Origin of the sequence: Paracoccus albus (assembly GCF_027913035.1) — a bacterium.
GTDB classification, from domain to species: domain Bacteria; phylum Pseudomonadota; class Alphaproteobacteria; order Rhodobacterales; family Rhodobacteraceae; genus Paracoccus; species Paracoccus albus.
Window position 1 is genome coordinate 530,220 of sequence record NZ_CP115775.1, and the last position, 19,176, is coordinate 549,395.

The 19,176-nt window shown below is 60.8% G+C and carries 19 protein-coding genes, 1 tRNA gene and 1 pseudogene; 8 read left to right on the forward strand and 13 right to left on the reverse strand.

The annotated features are described in order from the left end of the window. The first annotated feature begins 10 nt into the window (after window positions 1-10). The 4 genes and pseudogenes from PAF20_RS02665 (at window position 11) to PAF20_RS02680 (ending at window position 3,665) form a co-directional block, all read left to right on the forward strand. Window positions 11-1,114 (forward strand): extracellular solute-binding protein, encoded by a 1,104-nt coding sequence (locus PAF20_RS02665; RefSeq protein WP_271072210.1) that lies wholly within the window; start codon window positions 11-13, stop codon window positions 1,112-1,114. 57 nt (window positions 1,115-1,171) lie between these two features. Continuing rightward, window positions 1,172-1,969, forward strand: coding sequence for a DUF1868 domain-containing protein (locus PAF20_RS02670; RefSeq protein ID WP_271072211.1), 798 nt, complete (start codon window positions 1,172-1,174; stop codon window positions 1,967-1,969). Then, on the forward strand, window positions 1,963-2,781 hold the full coding sequence (locus PAF20_RS02675; RefSeq protein WP_271072212.1) for an inositol monophosphatase family protein: 819 nt from the start codon (window positions 1,963-1,965) through the stop codon (window positions 2,779-2,781). Before PAF20_RS02670 ends, PAF20_RS02675 begins: the two co-directional genes overlap by 7 nt. A 158-nt stretch (window positions 2,782-2,939) precedes the next feature. Continuing rightward, window positions 2,940-3,665 (forward strand): annotated as a pseudogene (locus PAF20_RS02680) (IS5 family transposase). A gap of 327 nt (window positions 3,666-3,992) precedes the next feature. Here PAF20_RS02680 and PAF20_RS02685 read toward each other — a convergent pair. Next, a tRNA-Gln gene (locus tag PAF20_RS02685) sits at window positions 3,993-4,067 on the reverse strand. A gap of 93 nt (window positions 4,068-4,160) precedes the next feature. On the opposite strand from PAF20_RS02685, the gene PAF20_RS02690 reads away from it, so the two are divergent. The 4 genes from PAF20_RS02690 to PAF20_RS02705 all read left to right on the forward strand — a co-directional run bounded on the left by PAF20_RS02690 (window position 4,161) and on the right by PAF20_RS02705 (window position 8,773). Further along, a complete protein-coding gene (locus PAF20_RS02690; protein ID WP_271072213.1) occupies window positions 4,161-5,348 on the forward strand; it encodes a BaiN/RdsA family NAD(P)/FAD-dependent oxidoreductase in 1,188 nt (395 codons plus the stop codon). Between the two features lie 28 nt (window positions 5,349-5,376). Further along, on the forward strand, window positions 5,377-6,504 hold the full coding sequence (gene tgt / locus PAF20_RS02695) for a tRNA guanosine(34) transglycosylase Tgt (RefSeq protein ID WP_271072214.1): 1,128 nt from the start codon (window positions 5,377-5,379) through the stop codon (window positions 6,502-6,504). A gap of 104 nt (window positions 6,505-6,608) precedes the next feature. Beyond that, complete coding sequence (gene rnd / locus PAF20_RS02700) at window positions 6,609-7,787, forward strand: ribonuclease D (protein ID WP_271072215.1); 1,179 nt, start codon at window positions 6,609-6,611, stop codon at window positions 7,785-7,787. Further along, window positions 7,784-8,773: a GNAT family N-acetyltransferase gene (locus PAF20_RS02705; protein ID WP_271072216.1), complete on the forward strand. Its 990-nt coding sequence runs from the start codon at window positions 7,784-7,786 to the stop codon at window positions 8,771-8,773. The genes rnd and PAF20_RS02705 overlap by 4 nt, the downstream gene beginning before the upstream one ends. 6 nt (window positions 8,774-8,779) lie before the next feature. On the opposite strand, the gene PAF20_RS02710 is transcribed toward PAF20_RS02705, so the two are convergent. The 12 genes from PAF20_RS02710 to murI form a co-directional block, all read right to left on the reverse strand. Continuing rightward, complete coding sequence (locus PAF20_RS02710; protein ID WP_271072217.1) at window positions 8,780-9,742, reverse strand: beta-ketoacyl-ACP synthase III; 963 nt, start codon at window positions 9,740-9,742, stop codon at window positions 8,780-8,782. Next, a complete protein-coding gene (gene plsX, locus PAF20_RS02715) occupies window positions 9,739-10,863 on the reverse strand; it encodes a phosphate acyltransferase PlsX (RefSeq protein WP_271072218.1) in 1,125 nt (374 codons plus the stop codon). Before plsX ends, PAF20_RS02710 begins: the two co-directional genes overlap by 4 nt. 17 nt (window positions 10,864-10,880) lie before the next feature. Further along, window positions 10,881-11,087: a 50S ribosomal protein L32 gene (gene rpmF, locus PAF20_RS02720; protein WP_271072219.1), complete on the reverse strand. Its 207-nt coding sequence runs from the start codon at window positions 11,085-11,087 to the stop codon at window positions 10,881-10,883. Window positions 11,088-11,271: 184 nt separating this feature from the next. Next, complete coding sequence (mobA, locus tag PAF20_RS02725; protein ID WP_271072220.1) at window positions 11,272-11,889, reverse strand: molybdenum cofactor guanylyltransferase MobA; 618 nt, start codon at window positions 11,887-11,889, stop codon at window positions 11,272-11,274. Next, on the reverse strand, window positions 11,889-12,950 hold the full coding sequence (locus PAF20_RS02730) for an Mrp/NBP35 family ATP-binding protein (protein ID WP_271073238.1): 1,062 nt from the start codon (window positions 12,948-12,950) through the stop codon (window positions 11,889-11,891). Before PAF20_RS02730 ends, mobA begins: the two co-directional genes overlap by 1 nt. 7 nt (window positions 12,951-12,957) lie before the next feature. Continuing rightward, window positions 12,958-13,692 (reverse strand): triose-phosphate isomerase, encoded by a 735-nt coding sequence (gene tpiA / locus PAF20_RS02735; RefSeq protein ID WP_271072221.1) that lies wholly within the window; start codon window positions 13,690-13,692, stop codon window positions 12,958-12,960. A gap of 50 nt (window positions 13,693-13,742) precedes the next feature. After that, a complete protein-coding gene (locus PAF20_RS02740) occupies window positions 13,743-14,123 on the reverse strand; it encodes a HesB/IscA family protein (protein ID WP_271072222.1) in 381 nt (126 codons plus the stop codon). A gap of 102 nt (window positions 14,124-14,225) precedes the next feature. Then, window positions 14,226-16,403 (reverse strand): phosphoribosylformylglycinamidine synthase subunit PurL, encoded by a 2,178-nt coding sequence (gene purL / locus PAF20_RS02745; RefSeq protein WP_271072223.1) that lies wholly within the window; start codon window positions 16,401-16,403, stop codon window positions 14,226-14,228. A 271-nt stretch (window positions 16,404-16,674) separates the two neighbouring features. Then, the gene (locus PAF20_RS02750; RefSeq protein WP_271072224.1) at window positions 16,675-17,217 is read right to left on the reverse strand and encodes a holin family protein; all 543 of its coding nucleotides are present in this window, start codon (window positions 17,215-17,217) and stop codon (window positions 16,675-16,677) included. After that, complete coding sequence (locus tag PAF20_RS02755; RefSeq protein WP_271072225.1) at window positions 17,208-17,819, reverse strand: holin-associated N-acetylmuramidase; 612 nt, start codon at window positions 17,817-17,819, stop codon at window positions 17,208-17,210. Before PAF20_RS02755 ends, PAF20_RS02750 begins: the two co-directional genes overlap by 10 nt. A 76-nt stretch (window positions 17,820-17,895) precedes the next feature. After that, window positions 17,896-18,339: a cytochrome c maturation protein CcmE gene (gene ccmE, locus PAF20_RS02760; RefSeq protein ID WP_271072226.1), complete on the reverse strand. Its 444-nt coding sequence runs from the start codon at window positions 18,337-18,339 to the stop codon at window positions 17,896-17,898. Between the two features lie 8 nt (window positions 18,340-18,347). Next, window positions 18,348-19,160 carry a glutamate racemase gene (gene murI, locus PAF20_RS02765; RefSeq protein ID WP_271072227.1) on the reverse strand — a complete coding sequence of 271 codons (813 nt, stop codon included), beginning with the start codon at window positions 19,158-19,160 and terminating at the stop codon, window positions 18,348-18,350. Window positions 19,161-19,176: the final 16 nt, after the last annotated feature.

Below are 19,176 nucleotides of genomic sequence, written 5' to 3' on the forward strand. Positions count from 1 at the left end.
GGAGTTTCCAATGTTCAAGACCATCCTGACCACTGCCGCGGCGCTTGCGCTTGGCACCACCGCTGGCTTTGCCAACGACCTCGAAGGAAAAAGCTGGGACGAAATCGTCGCCCAGGCCAAGGAAGAGGGCGAGCTTAACTGGTTCGTCTGGCATCTGACCGACGATCTGCGCCGCTTCGTTCAGCCTTTCGAGGAAGAATACGGCATCAAGGTGACCATCCCCGAAGGCACCGCGCAGGGCAATGCCGACAAGCTGCTGGCCGAGCGTGATCGTGATACCGGCGATATCGACGTCTTCGCCTGGGGCATGAACGATTTCGCGCAGGTCGATCCCGCGACGCTGTTCTATTCGCTGGATATGCTGCCCGAGGATGAGGGACGTGTGTCTGAACTCGCCGGTGTCGATGGCGGCGAACAAATCCTTGCCTATTGGGGCAACCAGACGGGCATCGCCTATGACCCCGCTCAGGTAATCGAGGCAGACCTGCCGCAGACCCCCGAAGATTTCGCGGCTTTCTGGGACGCCAATCCGGGAAAATTCGGCTTTAACTATGAAAATGGCGGCTCCGGCCCGTCTTTCTGGCAGAACATCACCCGCGTGATCGCCGATCTCGACCCGACCGACGGCACCAGCGATGAGGCGCGTATGGCCTCTGTCCAGCCGGCCTTCGATTTCTTCAACGAACATGCTGAAAACTACGTTATCACCACCGGCAACGCCGACAGCATCACCCGTATCTCTGACGGTGAACTGTGGATGGCCCCGGCATGGGAACATCACCTGGCCGGCCTGCAAAAGCGTGGCGAGGTCCGCGAGGATATCGCGTTCTACATCCCGGAAATGGGCATGAATGGTGGTGGCAATGGTGTCGCAATACCGCTGAATGCTGAAAACCCTGCGGCGGCGGCTGTGTTCATCAACTGGCTGACCTCTGCCGATACGCAATCGGCGCTGAACCGCGATTTCGGCACTGCGCCGATGAATGCTGCGGCCGATGACAGTAACGCTTTGGTTCCCCAAGATCAGCGCGACCGTCTGCGTGTTTGGCAGGCAAAGCCATTTGCGGATGACCTCACCGCGGCTTTTATCGATAACGTGATCCTTGAACGTTAATCCACATCAGATTGCCGCGTCGCCATCGGGCGGCGCGGTCAGCTATGAGAAGATGGAATGAATAGACCCACGAATTGCTTCCGCGACTTCAACCCCAATCGCATCGGCGGTCATCGCGAACACTGGATTGACGTGCTGACCGGGCGCAATACCGACGCGGCGTATCCTGCCTCCATTACGCCACCGGGAGCAGGCGGAAAATTCACCCCCGGTGGTGCGGTTCTATCGCATCCGGGCAACACGTTCCTGTGCCATCTTTCGCCAGGAACGCTTGCGCATCGTGCCATGGCCGAGTTCCAAAGACTTCTGCTGGAACTGCCATCCGCGCGCTACTGCACGCCTCTGCCGCAAGCCAGCTTTCATATGACTGTCTTCTGTGGCGTTTCCGGGGATCCGCTCGGTACAGATGGATGGCCTTCGGGTCTGGCAGCCGATGCGTCGCTGCGCGTGGTGAACGATTGCTTCATGAGCCGTCTTGAAGGGCTGACGCTGCCGGGGCCTTTCACCGTTAATGCCACCTGCCCGAGAGAGGGTTTCGTCCTGCATTTGGAGCCCAGAGACCGTGCCAGTCATGATGCGCTCTGGTCATGCCGGGACAAGTTGCGCGACCTCACCGGGCTCGATCGCGCCGATCATGATGATTACGGGTTTCATGTTTCGTTGGCTTATCTCACCGCTCATATGCCCGTCGATATCGCCGACCGGCACCTGCGCGATGTAGAGGAAATCTTTGCGGCGCTTTCTCCGGACATGCAGGATATCCAGCTCGGTCCCGTCGAGTTTTGCAGCTTCGAGACCATGCATCATTTCGAACCTCTCATGGTCATACCTCAGCAGCCGGTAACTTCATGCTGAGTACGTCCCAGACCGATGCTTTGATCAATATCGTCCGCGAAGCCGGGAGGCGGGAAATCATTCCTCGTTTCCGGGCGTTGTCGGATTCTTCCATACGACGCAAAAGTTCGGCAGACGATCTTGTGACCGATGCCGATGTCGCGGCGGAGACGTTCATTATGCGTGAAGCCAAGACGCTGTTTCCGGATGCCGCTTTCGTCGGTGAAGAAGCCGGGCTGGACGACGTCGCCATCGATGCAGCACTCGGGTCCGATATTTGCGTGGTGATTGATCCGATCGACGGCACATGGAATTTCGCGCACGGTCTTTCGCTCTTCGGAACGATCCTTGCAGTTGTCAGCCGTGGGACGACAGTTTTCGGACTTTTATACGATCCGGTTCTCGATGATTGGATTATGGCGCGGCGCGGTGAGGGAAGCTGGTTCTGCCGCCCGGGCGCGCAGCCACGCAGGCTACGACTGGCCCAGTCGGAACCGGGGCCGAAATCAAAAGGCTACCTGCCGCTGTTTCAGTTTGAAGACGACAAACGCCCCACCATCGCCCGGGCGATGGCCGATATGGGGCGTGTCACCAGCCTTGGCAGCTCCTGCCACGAATACAGACAGCTGCTGCTTGGCGCGGCCGATTTCAACATGAGTGCATTGCTGAATGTCTGGGATCATGCGGCGGGTGCGTTGGCGGTAGAAGAGGCTGGCGGCTGTGTGGAACTGGCTCACAGTGAGGCATATTCGCCGAAAATGAAGCAAGGTTGCCTGATAGCTGCGCGTAGAGGCGATATTCTGAAGCAACTGACCAAAGTTACTACGGAATAATGCGTTGGACTTTGAGCCAGAGGCATATCCGGAGGTGGCGATATGCTTCAGTGTCTGCCTGGGGTCAGGAACCATTGATTTCCGGCTTGCGGCATGATTCACGGCTCGACAAGCGAGCGGTAAACATGTCTGACCTATTCTGATTGAGCGACGCGCAGATGGCGCGCCTTGAGCCCTTCTTCCCCAAGTCCCATTGCACGCCCCGCGTTGATGACCGACGGGTTCTGAGCGGCATTATCTTCTTCAGTCGCAACGGCTTCCGTTGGTGCGATGCACCCAAGGAATACGGGCCACGCAAGAGGCTCGACAACCGTTGGAAGCGGTGCAGCGACAAGGGTATCTTCGCTTCGATGATGGTCGGTCTGGCCGCCAGTCACGGTGAGGAAAAGACTGCGATGATCGACGCGACCTACCTCAAAGCTCACCGCACGGCGTCCAGTTTGGGCATCAAAAAAAAGGGGGCGAGGCCGCCTGATCGGCAGGACGAAGGGCGGTATGAACACCAAGTTGCATGCCATATGCGATAGCCATGGCCGCCCGCTCAACCTGTTCGTGACAGCAGGTCAGGTCAGCGACTACATCGGGGCGCGGGCTTTGCTGAGCAGTATTCCTGATGTTGACTGGTTACTCGGGGATCGCGGCTATGACGCGGTTTGGCTCCGAGAGGCCTTGAACAACAAGGGGATATGCGCCTGCATCCCTGGTCGGAAGCAACGCAAAAAGCCCGTCCGGTACCACAAGAGAGGCTACAAACGACGCAACCGCATCGAGATCATGTTCGGCAGGCTGAAAGACTGCGACGCGTCGCAACTCGATACGACAGATGCCCAAAGGTCTTCCTGTCCGCCATCGCCCTCGCAGCCCTCGTCATTTTCTGGCTATGAGTCCTGAGCATAAACGCGCCTGTTATCAGTATTAACGGGGATCGGCCCATTTTATCACGAAAAAACAGGGATATGATGCTACAGAGTCGACTTCAAACCCCGGAAAAGCCTGTTATTTGGCCGATTTTTTGCAAAACTCCCTGTTAGCGCCTGTTCCGGGCAAACGTATCTGCCCGTCCCGATCGCAGAGACCGGCGCACAAACCGGCGCCGGAAATCGTCGGAACAGAGCAAAATCCAGTCGCCGGAATGACGGAAGTGCCCAAGATCATCGCGTAACTTCAAACCCATGGCAGAAGCCACGCAGCGCAGAGTTCGAGAGGATGACTGGCTGGGGCGGTAGGATTCGAACCTACGGTACACGGTACCAAAAACCGCTGCCTTACCACTTGGCTACGCCCCAACGGTGCGGGCGTATGTATCGCCGGTCGCAGGGTGGTGCAAGGGGGTTTTCGAAAAACTTGCGGACGGATTTCTGCCCGCGTAATGCGGCGCAATGGATTGTGATATTCTGATCATTGGCGCGGGTGCAGCGGGGATGTTCTGTGCCGGAACCGCGCGGGCTGGCGGGGCCTACGTCATCGTGTTGGACCATGCAGCGAAGCCGGGCGAGAAAATACGCATTTCGGGCGGGGGAAGGTGCAACTTTACCAACCTCGCCACGTCGCGAGAGCGTTTTCTGTCCGAGAACCCGCGCTTCTGCGCTTCGGCACTGGCGGGCTACCGGCCACGGGACTTCGTTGCTCTGGTAGATCGCGCGGGAATTGCCTGGCATGAAAAGGCGCTTGGCCAACTGTTCTGCGACGGGAAGGCCACGCAGATCACTGAGCTTCTGATCCGCCGGATGGAGGGTGCGGAGCTGTGGCTTCAGACGCAGCTTCAGCAGCTGGAACGTTCGGCCGAGGGCTTTCTCGCCAGAACATCGCGCGGTGTCGTTCGCGCAAGCCGTGTCGTGGTCGCTTGCGGTGCCAAGTCGATCCCGAAGATGGGCGCGACCGGTTTGGCCTATGATCTGGCGCGACAATTCGGGCTGCGCATTGTCGAAACCCGGCCCGGCCTCGTGCCGCTGACCTTTGCCGAGCAGGAGCTTGCGCTGTGTAAGCCTCTGGCCGGCATTTCGGTCGAGGCGGAGGTTCGCCACGCAAAAACCGTGTTCAGTGATGCGCTGCTCTTTACACATCGCGGTCTGTCCGGGCCTGCGATCCTTCAGATCTCCAGCTTCTGGCGACCGGGCGAAGAAATCACCGTTAATCTGGCGCCAGAGACTGACATGGCCGCGTTGCTGCGCGAGCGGCGCGGACAGGGTGGCCGGGTAAATGTTGCCACCGCCATCGGCAGTGCCCTGCCTGCGCGATTGGCCGATACAATTGTCGCTGAGCTGGGTCTGGACGGCGCGCGGCTTGCCGATCAGAACAACGCGGTGCTCGACCGTATCGCGACCCGGATCAATCGCTGGCAGTTGCGGCCCGTCGGGTCCGAGGGTTACCGGACGGCAGAGGTCACGGTAGGCGGTGTCGACACCCGTGATCTGGATGCCCGAACCATGCAGGCCCGTGACGTTCCGGGCCTGTATTTCATCGGGGAATGTGTCGATGTGACCGGCTGGCTTGGTGGGTATAATTTCCAATGGGCCTGGGCGTCGGCCCATGCGGCGGGGGTTTCGCTGGCCGGAGGCTCGCGCTAAAAGGCGAGGCTTCACGAAAGGGCCGGATATGAGCAGGTTTTCCTTCAGCCTTAACGCAACGGATGGACGCGCGCGCGCAGGTGTCATTCAGACGCCGCGCGGCGAGATTCGCACGCCGGCCTTCATGCCGGTCGGTACGGCAGCGACGGTCAAGGCGATGTTACCGGAATCGGTGCGGGCGACCGGGGCGGATATTCTGCTGGGCAACACCTATCACCTGATGTTGCGACCCGGTGCTGAGCGGATCGAACGGCTTGGCGGGTTGCATAAATTCATGAACTGGGATCGGCCCATCCTGACCGACTCGGGCGGGTTTCAGGTCATGAGCCTCGCCGATCTGCGCAAACTGACCGAGGACGGAGTGACCTTCGCCAGTCATGTGGACGGATCGCGCCATTTCCTTACACCGGAAACCAGCATGGAAATTCAGCGCCAGCTTGGTTCAGATATTGTCATGGCCTTTGACGAATGTCCGGCCCTGCCCGCGACCGAGGAACGCCAGGCCGAGGCAATGCGCCTGTCGATGCGGTGGGCGCAGCGGTCGCGCGACGCGTTCGGCGACCGGCCCGGACATGCGCTGTTCGGCATCATGCAGGGCGGCGTGATCCGGCATCTGCGCGAGGAAAGCGCCGGGGCGCTGAAGGCTATCGGCTTTGACGGATACGCCATTGGCGGCCTTGCCGTGGGCGAGGGGCAAGAGGCGATGTTCGGCGTGCTCGACTATGCCACCGATCTGCTGCCACAGGCGCAGCCGCGTTACCTGATGGGTGTCGGCAAGCCCGATGATGTGGTCGGCGCGGTGCAGCGCGGGGTGGATATGATGGATTGTGTCCTGCCCTCTCGTTCCGGCCGGACAGGGCAGGCCTGGACACGGCGCGGGCAGGTGAACATCAAGAACGCCCGTCACGCCGACGATCCGCGCCCGCTGGACGAGGATTGCACATGCCCGGCCTGCACCGGATACAGCCGTGCCTATCTGCACCATGTTTTCCGCGCCGGAGAGATGATCTCGGGAATGCTGCTGACATGGCATAACCTGCATTATTATCAGGATCTGATGTCGGGCTTGCGCGACGCGATAGCCGCGCAAAGCCTGAACGACTATGTCGCGGCTTTCCACGCTGACAGGGCTGGGGGCGATATCCCGCCGCTCTAGCCCATCCCGATCGGCAAATATGCGAATTTTCTTCCAAATTTGCGCAGAATTCCCTATTCCGGTCGGCACCGGCGGACGAACCGCCCAGTGCACGAAAGGTCCAGATGTCAGAGTTCACAACAATCACAACGACCGACGCGCTCGCGGTATTTTGCGAAGAAGCGAAGGCGCAGCCCTACGTCACGATAGATACAGAGTTCCTGCGAGAGCGGACCTTCTATTCCCGGCTTTGCCTGATCCAGATGGCGCTGCCGCCCTCGTCCACCGGCAAGGAAACCGGCGGTCCGGCCGTGCTTGTCGATCCGCTGGCACCCGACCTGTCGCTGGAGCCGCTGTATGACCTGTTCCGCCATGAAGGCACGGTGAAGGTCTTTCATGCAGCGCGGCAGGATCTGGAGATTTTCTTCCACGATGCAGGCATCTTTCCTTCGCCGCTTTTTGACACGCAAATCGCCGCAATGGTCTGCGGGTTTGGCGAGCAGGTCGGCTATGAAACCCTTGTCCGCAAGATCGCGAAGGACAGTCTGGACAAGTCATCGCGTTTCACCGATTGGTCGCAGCGGCCCTTGTCCAAGGCGCAACAGGAATATGCGATAGCCGATGTGACACATCTGCGGGCCATTTATGAATACCTGCGCGCACAGTTGGACAAGACCGGGCGCGGTCCCTGGGTGTCCGAGGAAATCGCCGTCCTGGTCGATCCGGAAACCTATATCACCCGGCCCGCCGACGCATGGCAGCGGGTGCGGACCCGCACAAACTCTCCGCGTTTTCTGGCCGTCGTGCGTAAACTGGCAGAATTCCGCGAGGAATATGCCCAAAGCCGCAATGTGCCACGCTCGCGCGTGTTCAAGGATGACGCCTTGGTAGAGCTTGCCTCGACCCGGCCGCAGACAGAGGCAGATCTTGGTAAATCACGGCTGCTGATGCGTGAAGGCAGGCGGCCCGAAATTGCGCAGGGCATACTTGCTGCCGTCAAGGCAGGACTGGAGGACCCTGATCCGCCGCGTCTGCCGAAGGAAACCCACAACCCGCCGGGCAATGCAGCACTTGGCGAATTGCTGCGTGTGCTTCTGAAGGCAAAGGCCGAACAGACCGGCGTCGCTCCGAAGCTGATTGCCACGACGTCCGAACTTGACTCGATCGCGCAGGGCGACCGGAACGTACCAGCTTTGCATGGGTGGCGGGCAGAGGTGTTTGGCCAGGATGCATTGCGTCTGGCGGGCGGAGAAATCGCCCTTTCTGCGGAAGGGGGGGCCATCCGGGTCGTCGAATTGGTTTGAGGGTCACGCTGCGACCGCTTGTTCAGGCGGATGTCCAACAGATCTACCGGGGCCTGCAAGAGGCCGGCACCTCTAAATGGTTGCATTCCCTGCCTTGGCCCTACCGCATGTCCGATGCGGCGGATTTCGTTCTTCGGCTGGCGCAGGGCTGCGATCAGGCAATCACCGTCGATGGCGAATTTGCCGGCGTCATCAGATGTATCGGAGAACCGGGATACTGGGTGCTGCCACAGTTTCGGAATAAAGGCGTCGCGACCCGCGCAATGGTTATTGTCCTGCAGGATCGTTTCGCCGAAGGCGCGGTTAAGATTGAAGCCGGGCATCTGGTCGGCAACGCAGCCTCACGCGCCGTGCTTCTGCGTCTGGGATTCGTGGATTGCGGCACAGATCAGGTCCATCACAATGCAACCGGCAAAGAGGTAAAGCGTCATGTGATGGTGGTAACACCGCAGGCTTTTGCTGAAAGCCACGCGCTGCGGGACGCACCCGAACTGCGGGTGGTGACCCGACGGATTGTCATGGACAGGCTGATGCCCGATGACGTGCCCGCAATACATGCCATCCTGACCGAGCCGAGCTGCGCGCGCATGCTGATGCGCTTTCGTCGAGATCATTCGGTCGAGGATATAGCGACCATGCTTGCCGACGACATTCGCCCTGACACACGCCCGCTAAGGCTGGCAGTGCGACTGGCCGGGCGCTGTGTCGGGACGGTCGGCGTCGACAAGGGAAACGAGCCTGCCGTCTTCTACTGCATAGCGCCTGATTGCCACGGCAAGGGCATCGCCTCGGAAATCCTGCCGCCGTTCTGCGATGCGGTTAAACGGCGTTTCGAACTCGCGTCCCTGAAGGCAGAGGTGTTCTGCGACAACCCTGCCTCTCGCCGTGTGCTTGAAAAAGCCGGATTCGAAGTCGCTGGCACAAAGCTTATGATCTCTGCTGCACGAAACGCGCCTGCAGAGGGGTGGATCATGCGCCGGTCCTGAAAACACTTACCAGCGAAGAACGACAGCGCCCCAGCTTAAACCGCCACCGATCGCTTCGGTCACGATGACATCACCCTCGGCGAATGTCCCTGCATCCGCCGCGACAGACAGGGCCAGAGGGATAGAGGCAGCGGATGTATTGCCATGATCCGCGACGGTCAGCACGACCTTTTCCATCGGCAGATGCATCCGCTGCGCCGTGGCGGCGATGATGCGGGCATTTGCCTGATGCGGCACCAGCCAGTCGACATCGCCGGCGCTAAGCCCTGCTTTTTCGATGGCGCGATGCGCAGTTTCGGCCAGCTTTTCGACAGCGTGGCGGAACAGGACATTGCCCTGCATCCGCAGCTTTCCTGACGTGCCTGTCGTCGCTACACCACCATCGACGTAAAGGATATCGCGGTAACTGCCGTCGCTGTTCAGGTCATGGGCCAGAATGCCGCGTTCACCGGCTTGCACCGCCTCCAGAACGATTGCCCCGGCCCCGTCGCCAAACAAAACACAAGTGCCGCGATCTTCCCAGTCCATCAGTTTGCTGAACGTCTCGGCACCGATCACAAGCACGCGCTCCGCCTGACCGGACCGGATAAGGCCGTCGGCATTGGCAAGCGCAAAGACGAACCCGGCGCAGACGGCCTGAACGTCAAAGGCAAAGCCGTGCTTCATGCCGAGACCTGCCTGAACCATCGTGGCGACCGATGGAAAGGTCAGGTCGGGCGTCGAGGTGGCAACGATGATGGCATCGATTTGCTCCGCCGGGATGCCCGCGTTCTGCAACGCACGCTCTGCGGCCTTGATCGCCATCTGCGATGTGGTCTCACCTTCAGCCGCGAAATGGCGGCGCTCTATCCCGGTGCGCGCACGAATCCATTCGTCCGATGTGTCGATCTTGTCTTCGAACCAGGCGTTTTCGATCACGCGTTCAGGCAGATAGTGGCCTGTACCGCGAATGACGGCGCGATGTGTCACGGCGCAGCCCCCTCTGTGGATGAGGTGTTTGTTGCGTGCGACCCGTCCACATTCGCGGCGACTTCGGCGACACGCGCCGCGAGACGGTCCTGAAAGCCGGACTGCACAAGCTGAAAGGCCAGCTTGATCGCCGCCGACACGCCCGTCGAATCGGCCGAGCCGTGGGATTTGACGACCATGCCGTTCAACCCAAGGAAAACACCGCCATTCACCCGACGGGGGTCGATCCGCTTTTGCAGCCGCTTGATGGATGTCAGTGCCAGAAACGCGGCCATCTTGGACAGTGCAGAGTTGTTAAACGCCTCACGCAGGAAATCCCCGACAAGCTTCGCCGTTCCTTCGCCCGTTTTCAGCGCGACGTTGCCTGTAAACCCGTCGGTCACGATCACATCGACCCGGTCCGAAGGCAGATCGCCGCCTTCAACGAAGCCGACATAGTCGAAACCGCCGGTCTCCTGTGCTTGCTGGATCAGATCATGCGCCTCGCGCAACTCGGCCCGGCCCTTATGTTCCTCGGTTCCGACATTGAGAAGGCCGATACGCGGACGCGGCAGGTCCAGGCCGTTCCGCGCATAGGCTGCACCCATCAGTGCATATTGCAGCAGATCGGTCGCATCGGCGCGAATATCGGCGCCACAATCCAGCATGACATTAAAGCCCTGCGGATTGCGAGACGGCCACAGGCAGGCAATCGCCGGGCGGTTCACACCGGGCAGTTTGCGCAGCCGGATCATCGACAGCGCCATCAGCGCCCCGGTATTGCCGCAGGAAACGGCAATCGAGGCCTCGCCCGCGCGCACCGAATCAACGGCAGACCACATTGACGTGCCCTGCGCGTTGCGGATCACCTGACCGGGTTTGTCGCCCATCGAGACGACGCCTTCGGCATTGCGGATCACACAGCGTTCGGCCAGGCCCCTTTTCTTCGCGATCAGTCGCGAAAGCTCGGGCTCGGGCCCGTGGACGATAAAGCTGATGTCAGGGTTCTTTTCGGCACTTTTCTCGATTCCCGCGACGACTGCCGCGGGGCCGTGATCACCACCCATCGCATCAACGGAAATGACCACGCTGCCCCCATTCGAGGGGCGGCGTGGTGCATCTTGGTCCGCGTTCTGCGTCATGCAGCTACGTCAGCCGCTCAGGCCGCGTCGTCGTCCAGGTCGATCTCGGTCGACTGAGCGACGACTTCACGATCAGCGTAATGGCCGCAGGACCGGCAAACGTGATGCGGGCGTTTCAATTCGCCACAGGACGGGCATTCATTGGGGTTCGCCGCCGACAGGGCGTCATGCGCGCGGCGCATGTTACGCTTGGAACGGGTCACTCGGTTCTGAGGGACAGCCATGTCTCAACCTCGGGTCAGGGGCCGCGCAATCAATGCGGGGCCGGTGTAAAAACGGATCAGAGCCGCGGCAATAGGCGACAACCGTCCCGGTGGCAAGCAAAAAGCCTGTACGGGTTGATTGGCCCGAGCGCGCGGCCCGTGAACGCCGGAACATAGCGATTCTGCGTCATTGTGCAAGGCCGTATTAGCCATATTCCTTGCGCATTGGCCCGACTGTTGCCGCGTGGACCAGATCATCGGGCGTGTTCACATTGAGAAAGGCGTTCTGCTGACCGTCAAATATCGCCATCACGGCGTCATGCCGGTCAGCAAAGTCGCGGATTCGCCCCTGACCGGCGATGAGCGTCTGTCGCAGATCGCTCCGCAAACTGACCGGCCACAACCCGAATACCGGATGCAGGCGCAACCGGCGGTTCGGATCGTAATCGGCTGCCAGCGAAAGCCCCGATCCGCCCGCCTCTCGCAACCTCTGAACAAGGTCGCCGGGCGGAAACGGTGTATCACCCGCTGCAGTAACCACTGCCTCAGCCCCGATAGCGGAAGCCCAATCCATCGCAGCGAGTATTCCGGCGAGAGGGCCGGGAAAATTCGGCAGACTATCCGGCAGCACCGGCAAGCCGAATGCGGAAAACCGCGCCGCATCGCCATTCGCGCTGATCGCAATGGGCTGGGCCTGCGGCCTCAACCGATCCAGGACATGTTGCAGCAATGGTTTGCCATTCAAGGGCAGCAGCACCTTGTCGCCGCCACCCATGCGCATGGCCCGCCCGCCGGCAAGGATAACGGCGGGCAGGGCGGCCATCAGGCCGCGCCCGCCGTGACCAGCCCCTTGGCCAGATTGCGGAACGCCTGCGATGTCGCGCAATCCGGTGTGCTGATGGTGACCGGCGTTCCCGCGTCACCCGCCAGCCGGACGTCGATTTCCAGCGGCATCTCTCCCAGGACGGGCACGCCCAGCTTCTCAGCCTCGGCAGCGACACCGCCGTGGCCGAAAATATGCTCGGCATGTCCGCAGTTCGAGCAGACATGCACAGACATGTTTTCGATCAGCCCGAGAATCGGGACGTTCAGTCGTTTGAACATGTCGATGGCCTTGCGCGCATCCAGAAGCGCCACATCCTGCGGGGTCGACACAATGATCGAGCCATCGACATGCGCCTTTTGCGACAGGGAAAGCTGAACGTCGCCGGTGCCAGGTGGCAGGTCTATGATCAGGATATCCAACTCTCCCCATTGCACCTGAAACAGCATCTGCTGCAACGCGCCCATCAGCATCGGGCCGCGCCAGATGATCGCCTCTTCCTCTTTGGTCAGCAGGCCGAGGGACATCAGCTTCACGCCGTGCCCTTCCATCGGGATGATCGTCTTGCCGTCCGGGCTGGCGGGTCTGCCGGTCACACCCATCATGCGCGGCTGGCTGGGGCCATAGACATCCGCATCCAGCAACCCGACCTTACGTCCCTCTGCCGCCAGTGCCACGGCGAGGTTCGCTGATACCGTAGACTTACCCACACCGCCCTTGCCAGAGGCAATGGCGATAACTTTTTTCACACCCGGCACTCGTTCCGGCGCGTGCGGGCTTTTTGCCTTCGGTTTCAGATCCGGTGCTGCTTTCTCGTTATGCGCGGTCAGCACGCCGCTGACCTTGGTCACACCGTCAAGCGCCCGGATCGCGGCCTCGGCCTGCGACAGCGCGGCCTCCATCGCTTCGGCATGGGCCGGGTCGATCTCCATCACGAAGCGGACCTCTCCGCCCTCGACGGTGATTGCGCGCGCGATGCCCGCGTCAATCAGGTTCCCGCCCGAAACCGGGTCTGCAACGCCGCGCAGCGCTTCTGTCACGGTTTCCTTGGTCAGGGCCATGACGGGTTTACGCTTGCGCCAGAGCATCAATCACCGGTCCGAAATCGCTTGCCTTCAGGCTGGCTCCGCCGACGAGGGCGCCATTCACATGGCTGATCGCGAAAATTTCCGCAGCATTGCCCGGCTTGACGCTGCCGCCATAAAGCAGCGTGAAATCCGCACCGTCGTCAAACCGCGCCGCCAGTTTCTCGCGCATCAGGGCGTGAACCTCGGCGATCTGGTCATTTGTCGGGGTGCGGCCCGTGCCGATGGCCCAGACGGGTTCATAGGCAATCACGCTGTTCGCCGCCGTCGCACAATCCGGCACCGAACCGGCCAGCTGGGTCGCAATGACATCCAATGTTTCACCCGCATCGCGCTGCGCCTCGGTCTCACCTACGCAGATCACCGTCACCAGACGCGCCTCATGCGCCGCGACGGCCTTGGCCGAAACCTGTTCATCGCTTTCGCCATGATCGGCCCGGCGTTCCGAATGGCCCAGAATGACATGGCTCGCACCCGCATCCTTCAGCATCGCCGCAGAGATATCACCCGTATGCGCACCCGATTCCTTCGCATGGCAATCCTGACCGCCAATCGCGATTTCACCGGCATGGGCGACCGCAGCCGTCACCAGCGTCGCCGGAGGGCAGATCAGCACGTCACAGCCATTCTCCCGCGCGGCAAGCGCATCCAGCTCTGCCAACGCGGCGGTCAGCCCGTTCATTTTCCAGTTTCCGGCGGCGAGTTTCTTCGGGGCCATATCGTCCTCCTTATGGTCGGGGGAAGGGATAGGCCCGCAACGTGCGGGCTTCAAGCCTTGGGCGCAAGCTCACCCGTTTCACGGTCGAGCGAGAAGGACACCGATTCACCGCAGCCGCAAGCGTCAGTCACGTTGGGGTTGCGGAATTTGAACCCCGACTCCAGCAGCCCGGTTTCATAGTCGATTTCCGTGCCGAACAGGAACATCTGCGCGGTGGGCGCGATCAGAACACGGGCGCCGTTCTGTTCGATGATCTCATCGGACTTATCGGCCTCGGCCACCATATCCATGGTGTATTCCATCCCCGCACAGCCGCCTTTCTTCAGCCCGATCTTCAGGCCGAAAGCCTCCTTGCCGGCCATCAGCCGGGAAATCTGGCGTTCCGCCGCCGGGGTGATCGTGACCGGGGCCTGTCCGGGAATAGAGAACATGGTGTCAGCCTTTGTTTGCGCTGTGTCAAAGGTAGGGGCAGGCAGGCTTTTTCTCAAGGGTTCTGGCCCGGCGGGCTTGCGCCCTTGATTCCGGGCCGGGATTTAACCCAGAGGGTCTTCACCATGGATCGCATCGGAAAACGCGCTGCGATAAAGCCGCGACAATTCCGCCAGATTACCCGCATCCTCGCCCATCTGCACGGCCATGCCGCCGAACTGGCCGACTTCGGTCGCGGTCACGCCCGCCGCCTCGGCAGCTTTCAGCAGCGCATCCGCGCCCGCCGCGTCGCAGGCGACCAGATAGCGGGCCTGATCCTCGCCATAAAGCTGAGCGATATTGTCCGAGTGCAGGCGAATGCCGATCCCCGCCGCCTCAGCCATCTCAAACGCTGCAAGCGCCAGCCCGCCATCGGAAAGGTCGGCCGCACAGCGGATATGGCTGCGATTGTCACGCAGGAATTCGCCGTTGCGACGTTCGGCGTCCAGATCTACCGCAGGCGCATCGCCCGCCTCAATCCCGAAGGCTTCGGCGGCAAGGGCCGACTGGCCCAGATGCCCCGCCGTTGCGCCGATCACAATCGCCACATCGCCATCTTCGGCCACGCCCGCGATAAGCTCGTCCAGCGAAGCCAGCAATCCGACCGCGCCAATGGTCGGCGTCGGCAGAATGCCCTGGCCGTCGGTTTCGTTGTAAAGCGAGACATTCCCCGACACGATGGGCATATCAAGCGCGGCAACGGCTTCACCAATGCCTTTGATCGCGCCGACGAACTGACCCATGATCTCGGGTTTTTCGGGGTTGCCGAAATTCAGGTTGTCAGTCGTCGCAAGCGGTTTCGCGCCCACGGCGCACAGGTTGCGATAGGCTTCCGCGACGGCCTGCTTGCCGCCCTCGACCGGGTTCGCCCTGACATAGCGCGGCGTCACATCGGCGGTAAAGGCAAGCGCCTTTTCCGTCCCATGCACCCGCACTACGCCCGCGCCAAGACCGGGGCGGCGTACCGTGTCCGCGCCGACCTGCGTGTCATATTGTTCCCACACCCATGCCTTATGCGCATAGTTCGGGCTGCCGATCAGCGCCCGCAATGCCTTCAAGGGCGTGATCTCGGGCAGGGCGGGCATCGCCTCTGCCGCCGGAGTTTCCACCCATGGCCGATCATATTCCGGCGCGCTCGACGACAGTTTCGACAGCGGCAGATCCGCCATCACCTCATTGCCATGCAGGATCAGGAAACGGTCCTCGGCAATCGTTTCGCCCACAATCGCGAAATCCAGATCCCATTTTTCGAAGATCGCCCGTGCCTCGGCCTCTTTCTCGGGCTTGAGCACCATCAGCATCCGTTCCTGAGATTCAGACAGCATCATCTCATAGGCTGTCATATTGGTCTCGCGCTGCGGCACGTGGTCGAGGTTGAGCTGGATCCCCAAGCCGCCCTTGTCGCCCATTTCAACCGCCGAACAGGTCAGCCCTGCAGCCCCCATATCCTGAATCGAGATCACCGACCCGGATGCCATCAGCTCCAGACATGCCTCCATCAGGCATTTTTCGGTGAACGGGTCGCCGACCTGCACGGTGGGGCGCTTTTCCTCGATCGTGTCGTCGAATTCGGCACTTGCCATCGTCGCGCCGCCAACCCCGTCGCGGCCGGTCTTGGCACCCAGATAAACCACCGGCATCCCGATGCCCGATGCGGCGGAATAGAAAATCGCGTCCGCATCGGCCAGCCCCGCCGCAAAGGCGTTCACAAGGCAGTTGCCGTCATAGGCGCGGTGAAACCGCACCTCGCCGCCGACATTCGGCACGCCGAAGCAATTGCCGTAAGACCCGATTCCCTCGACCACGCCCTTGACCAGATGCGCGGTTTTGGGGTGTTCGGGCCGGCCAAAGCTCAGCGCATCCATCGCCGCGATGGGCCGTGCGCCCATGGTGAACACATCACGCAGGATGCCGCCCACGCCGGTCGCGGCGCCCTGATGCGGCTCGATGTAAGAGGGGTGGTTGTGGCTCTCCATCTTGAAGACCACCGCCTGACCGTCGCCGATATCGACCACGCCCGCATTCTCACCCGGCCCGCAAATGACCTGAGGTCCAGAGGTCGGCAGCGTCCGCAGCCATTTCTTAGACGACTTGTAGGAACAGTGCTCGTTCCACATGGCGCTGAAAATACCAAGCTCGGTAAAGCTCGGCTCACGCCCGATAATCTCCAGAATGCGCTGATATTCATCGGGCTTCAGCCCATGCGCGGCGATCAGATCCTCGGTGATCTCCGGTTCGTTCATGGCTGGTCCCCTTATCTTGCGCAATCGCCCGCCTTTTACGGTCACAGCCTTGCAAGGGAAAGGGGGCGAAACGCCTGCAAGTGCGCAAAAAAAAAGCCGGGCACGAAGCCCGGCCTAAGTCCAACAGGGAGGTGAAGGCTCCAAGAGTTGCCTCAATCAGCGCCTTCGAAGCCTGATTTAGGTGCAGGATGCCGTGTATACAAGCTTTATCTTGCTGCAGATGCAGCATAGCCGATATGCGCAGTACACATGGCAAACCGTACGGTCTACGTTAGGTTAGGGCTCTGCCGTCCGCCCAGTCCTGCAGCGCGGCATTGTCCGGAAAAGCGATCTGACCGGCTTTGGCTGCATGCGCAGAAACCGGTCCCGCCTTGCGGCGCAGAAACGGAACGCTGTCCGCCCTTTTTAATCGCGCGCCACGACCTCGGAAATAATGTGCCTCTCGCGCGCCGAAGTAGAAGGACACAATCGCGCCCAGAAGCCACCAAAGCGGTTCTGGAACGGCTTGCAGTCCCGACATCCGGCGGGCGAATCCGGCAGGCTCTGTCATGGCATAGGCAAACAGACCGATCGTGCCGAACGTCATCAGCGGACGAGGCAGCCGGTTGATTCCATTGATCAGGCTGTCAAACCAACCGCACCGTTGCGCCGAAAACTCTGCAGAAAACTGGGTCATCGCGTGATGGTAGCCCGCCTCATCCAGCTCCATCCGCCGTGTCGCGTTTTCGCGAAAGGCGTCAGTGACATTCACGGCAGCGTCAGACACCGTTCGCGCCGTGCCGCCAATCCCGATAAAGCGCTCGATCATGCCCATGCAGCGGTCCTCTCGCGATGCTGGCTTTCTGTCAGGCGGTATCTGCCAGAGATGAAGCTCTCGGCGCGCTTGATCCAGCCGCCTTTGCCGCCCTTGCGGGTTTTCGCATATTTGCGGCTGGCAGGGCGACCATCGGCGATGGCATAGTAATAGTTGCGCCTCTCTATACCATATGCATCGACGATATGGTCGGGCGCGGCCTTTGTCGCAGCTGTCACCGCCGCTGCTGTGCGCGGTCCGATCACGCCGTCATCGCTCGCCGGAAAACCCATGCGGCTGACCATGCGCTGCAATATCTTCACCGCATTTGCGCCCGCATTTACATACATATCGAAAACCGTGGCATGCAGGACGGTCGGCAGTTTTCCGATTCCGGGCCGCTCGAAATAGTGCCGCTTGAAGATCGCTGCGGCCCGATCACGGCTCAACGCCTTTACATCCGCTGTGTTGACGTGACCGTCGCCGTCGATATCCAATCCAAGCCGCCGCATGGTGCCGATGGTGACGCCGTATTTCGTTGCCCCGCCCGGATCATCCTGATCATTCACAAAGCCGCCCTCGCGGGCAACAATTTCAGCCGCGATTTCATCCACTGTTTTCATCCCGTCCCCCATCTGCATCGGAACGCGACAAACCTGCCTGAGAGGCCTTAACCCCCTGTTAACGATGCGAGCGTTGCTAGCTGCCCGGCTCTTCGTAGACGCCCGTTTCTTTCAGCGAATCAATGACTTCGCGCGGGGTGTAATTCTCGTCATGCTTGGCCAGAATTTCAGAGGCGACGAAGGTTTCTCCGACCATTTCGCCGGTGCCGATCATGCCTTGTCCCTCTTCGAACAGGTCTGGCAGAACGCCGGTGAACTCAACCGGAATAGTGTAGGCGCCATCCGTAACGCGGAAACTTATCACTTCACCATCGCCGCGTGTGATACTGCCATCCTCGACCAGCCCACCCAGACGAAACACCTCCCCGTCCGTAGGCGGCTCTTCCATGACCTGGGTTGGTGCGCGGTATAGGTTAATCCCGTCGCGGAACCCGTATCCGATCAGAAAGGCAGCCAGACCCAAAGCGATGGTAGCGGCAAGGATAACCTGAATTCTTCTTTTCTTTTTAAGGGATTTCATCGAAAACCTCAGGCAGATTCGAAGGCCATCCTCTGGCGCAGGAATTGCGTCGCCTTGGAAGATACACGTTCGGGATTACCCGTCGTCAGACATTTCGATTGCGTCCCGCTACCGGAAAATTCGGGGCGGCGTTGCAGATAATCTGCAAGACTGTCGGCGACCAGGCTGGCCTGACTGAACAGCGTGACATCCGCACCGAGCGCCTTTTGAAAAGCGTCCTGCATGAATGGGTAATGCGTGCATCCCAGGATCGCCGCTTCGGGATGCGGCATCCGGCGTTTCAGCGCCTCGACATGGCTGGTGATAAGGGCTTCGGCAAGGATCTCATCGCCGTCCTCGATGGCATCGACCACGCCGCCACAGGGCTGCGCCTCGACATCCACGCCGATGGCGCGAAAGGCCAGTTCGCGCTGAAAGGCGCGGCTGGCAACGGTGGCGGGCGTAGCGAACAGGGCGACATGCTTCACCGCAACCTCTCTTGGGGGAGAGTTATCACCCCATTGCCTTTCGGTCAGCGCCTCGATCAAAGGCACAAAGACCCCCAGGACCCGCTTGTCCTCTGGCACGAATTTTTCCTGCATCCGGCGCAGCGCGGCGGCAGAAGCAGTGTTGCAGGCCAATATCACAAGATCGCAGCCTTCATCCCACAGCCGTTCCGTCGCGGCGCAGGTCAGGTCATAGATGTCATCTGCAGTGCGGACACCATAGGGCGCATGAGCGTTGTCGCCGAAATAGACAAGCGGCAGATCGGGCAGCCTGTCACGGATGGCCTTGTAAACGGTCAACCCGCCCAGACCCGAATCGAAAACGCCTACCGCCATGTGCCGCCCCTGTCAC

What these genes read in the sequence shown, in the direction of transcription:
- PAF20_RS02665 (WP_271072210.1), top strand. Translation starts at nt 11, where the DNA reads ATGTTCAAGACCATCCTGACCACTGCCGCGGCGCTTGCGCTTGGCACC.
- PAF20_RS02670 (WP_271072211.1), top strand. Translation starts at nt 1,172, where the DNA reads ATGAATAGACCCACGAATTGCTTCCGCGACTTCAACCCCAATCGCATC.
- PAF20_RS02675 (WP_271072212.1), top strand. Translation starts at nt 1,963, where the DNA reads ATGCTGAGTACGTCCCAGACCGATGCTTTGATCAATATCGTCCGCGAA.
- PAF20_RS02690 (WP_271072213.1), top strand. Translation starts at nt 4,161, where the DNA reads ATGGATTGTGATATTCTGATCATTGGCGCGGGTGCAGCGGGGATGTTC.
- tgt (WP_271072214.1), top strand. Translation starts at nt 5,377, where the DNA reads ATGAGCAGGTTTTCCTTCAGCCTTAACGCAACGGATGGACGCGCGCGC.
- rnd (WP_271072215.1), top strand. Translation starts at nt 6,609, where the DNA reads ATGTCAGAGTTCACAACAATCACAACGACCGACGCGCTCGCGGTATTT.
- plsX (WP_271072218.1), bottom strand. Translation starts at nt 10,863, where the DNA reads ATGACGCAGAACGCGGACCAAGATGCACCACGCCGCCCCTCGAATGGG.
- rpmF (WP_271072219.1), bottom strand. Translation starts at nt 11,087, where the DNA reads ATGGCTGTCCCTCAGAACCGAGTGACCCGTTCCAAGCGTAACATGCGC.
- mobA (WP_271072220.1), bottom strand. Translation starts at nt 11,889, where the DNA reads ATGGCCGCCCTGCCCGCCGTTATCCTTGCCGGCGGGCGGGCCATGCGC.
- PAF20_RS02730 (WP_271073238.1), bottom strand. Translation starts at nt 12,950, where the DNA reads ATGGCCCTGACCAAGGAAACCGTGACAGAAGCGCTGCGCGGCGTTGCA.
- tpiA (WP_271072221.1), bottom strand. Translation starts at nt 13,692, where the DNA reads ATGGCCCCGAAGAAACTCGCCGCCGGAAACTGGAAAATGAACGGGCTG.
- PAF20_RS02740 (WP_271072222.1), bottom strand. Translation starts at nt 14,123, where the DNA reads ATGTTCTCTATTCCCGGACAGGCCCCGGTCACGATCACCCCGGCGGCG.
- purL (WP_271072223.1), bottom strand. Translation starts at nt 16,403, where the DNA reads ATGAACGAACCGGAGATCACCGAGGATCTGATCGCCGCGCATGGGCTG.
- PAF20_RS02750 (WP_271072224.1), bottom strand. Translation starts at nt 17,217, where the DNA reads ATGGGCATGATCGAGCGCTTTATCGGGATTGGCGGCACGGCGCGAACG.
- PAF20_RS02755 (WP_271072225.1), bottom strand. Translation starts at nt 17,819, where the DNA reads ATGAAAACAGTGGATGAAATCGCGGCTGAAATTGTTGCCCGCGAGGGC.
- ccmE (WP_271072226.1), bottom strand. Translation starts at nt 18,339, where the DNA reads ATGAAATCCCTTAAAAAGAAAAGAAGAATTCAGGTTATCCTTGCCGCT.
- murI (WP_271072227.1), bottom strand. Translation starts at nt 19,160, where the DNA reads ATGGCGGTAGGCGTTTTCGATTCGGGTCTGGGCGGGTTGACCGTTTAC.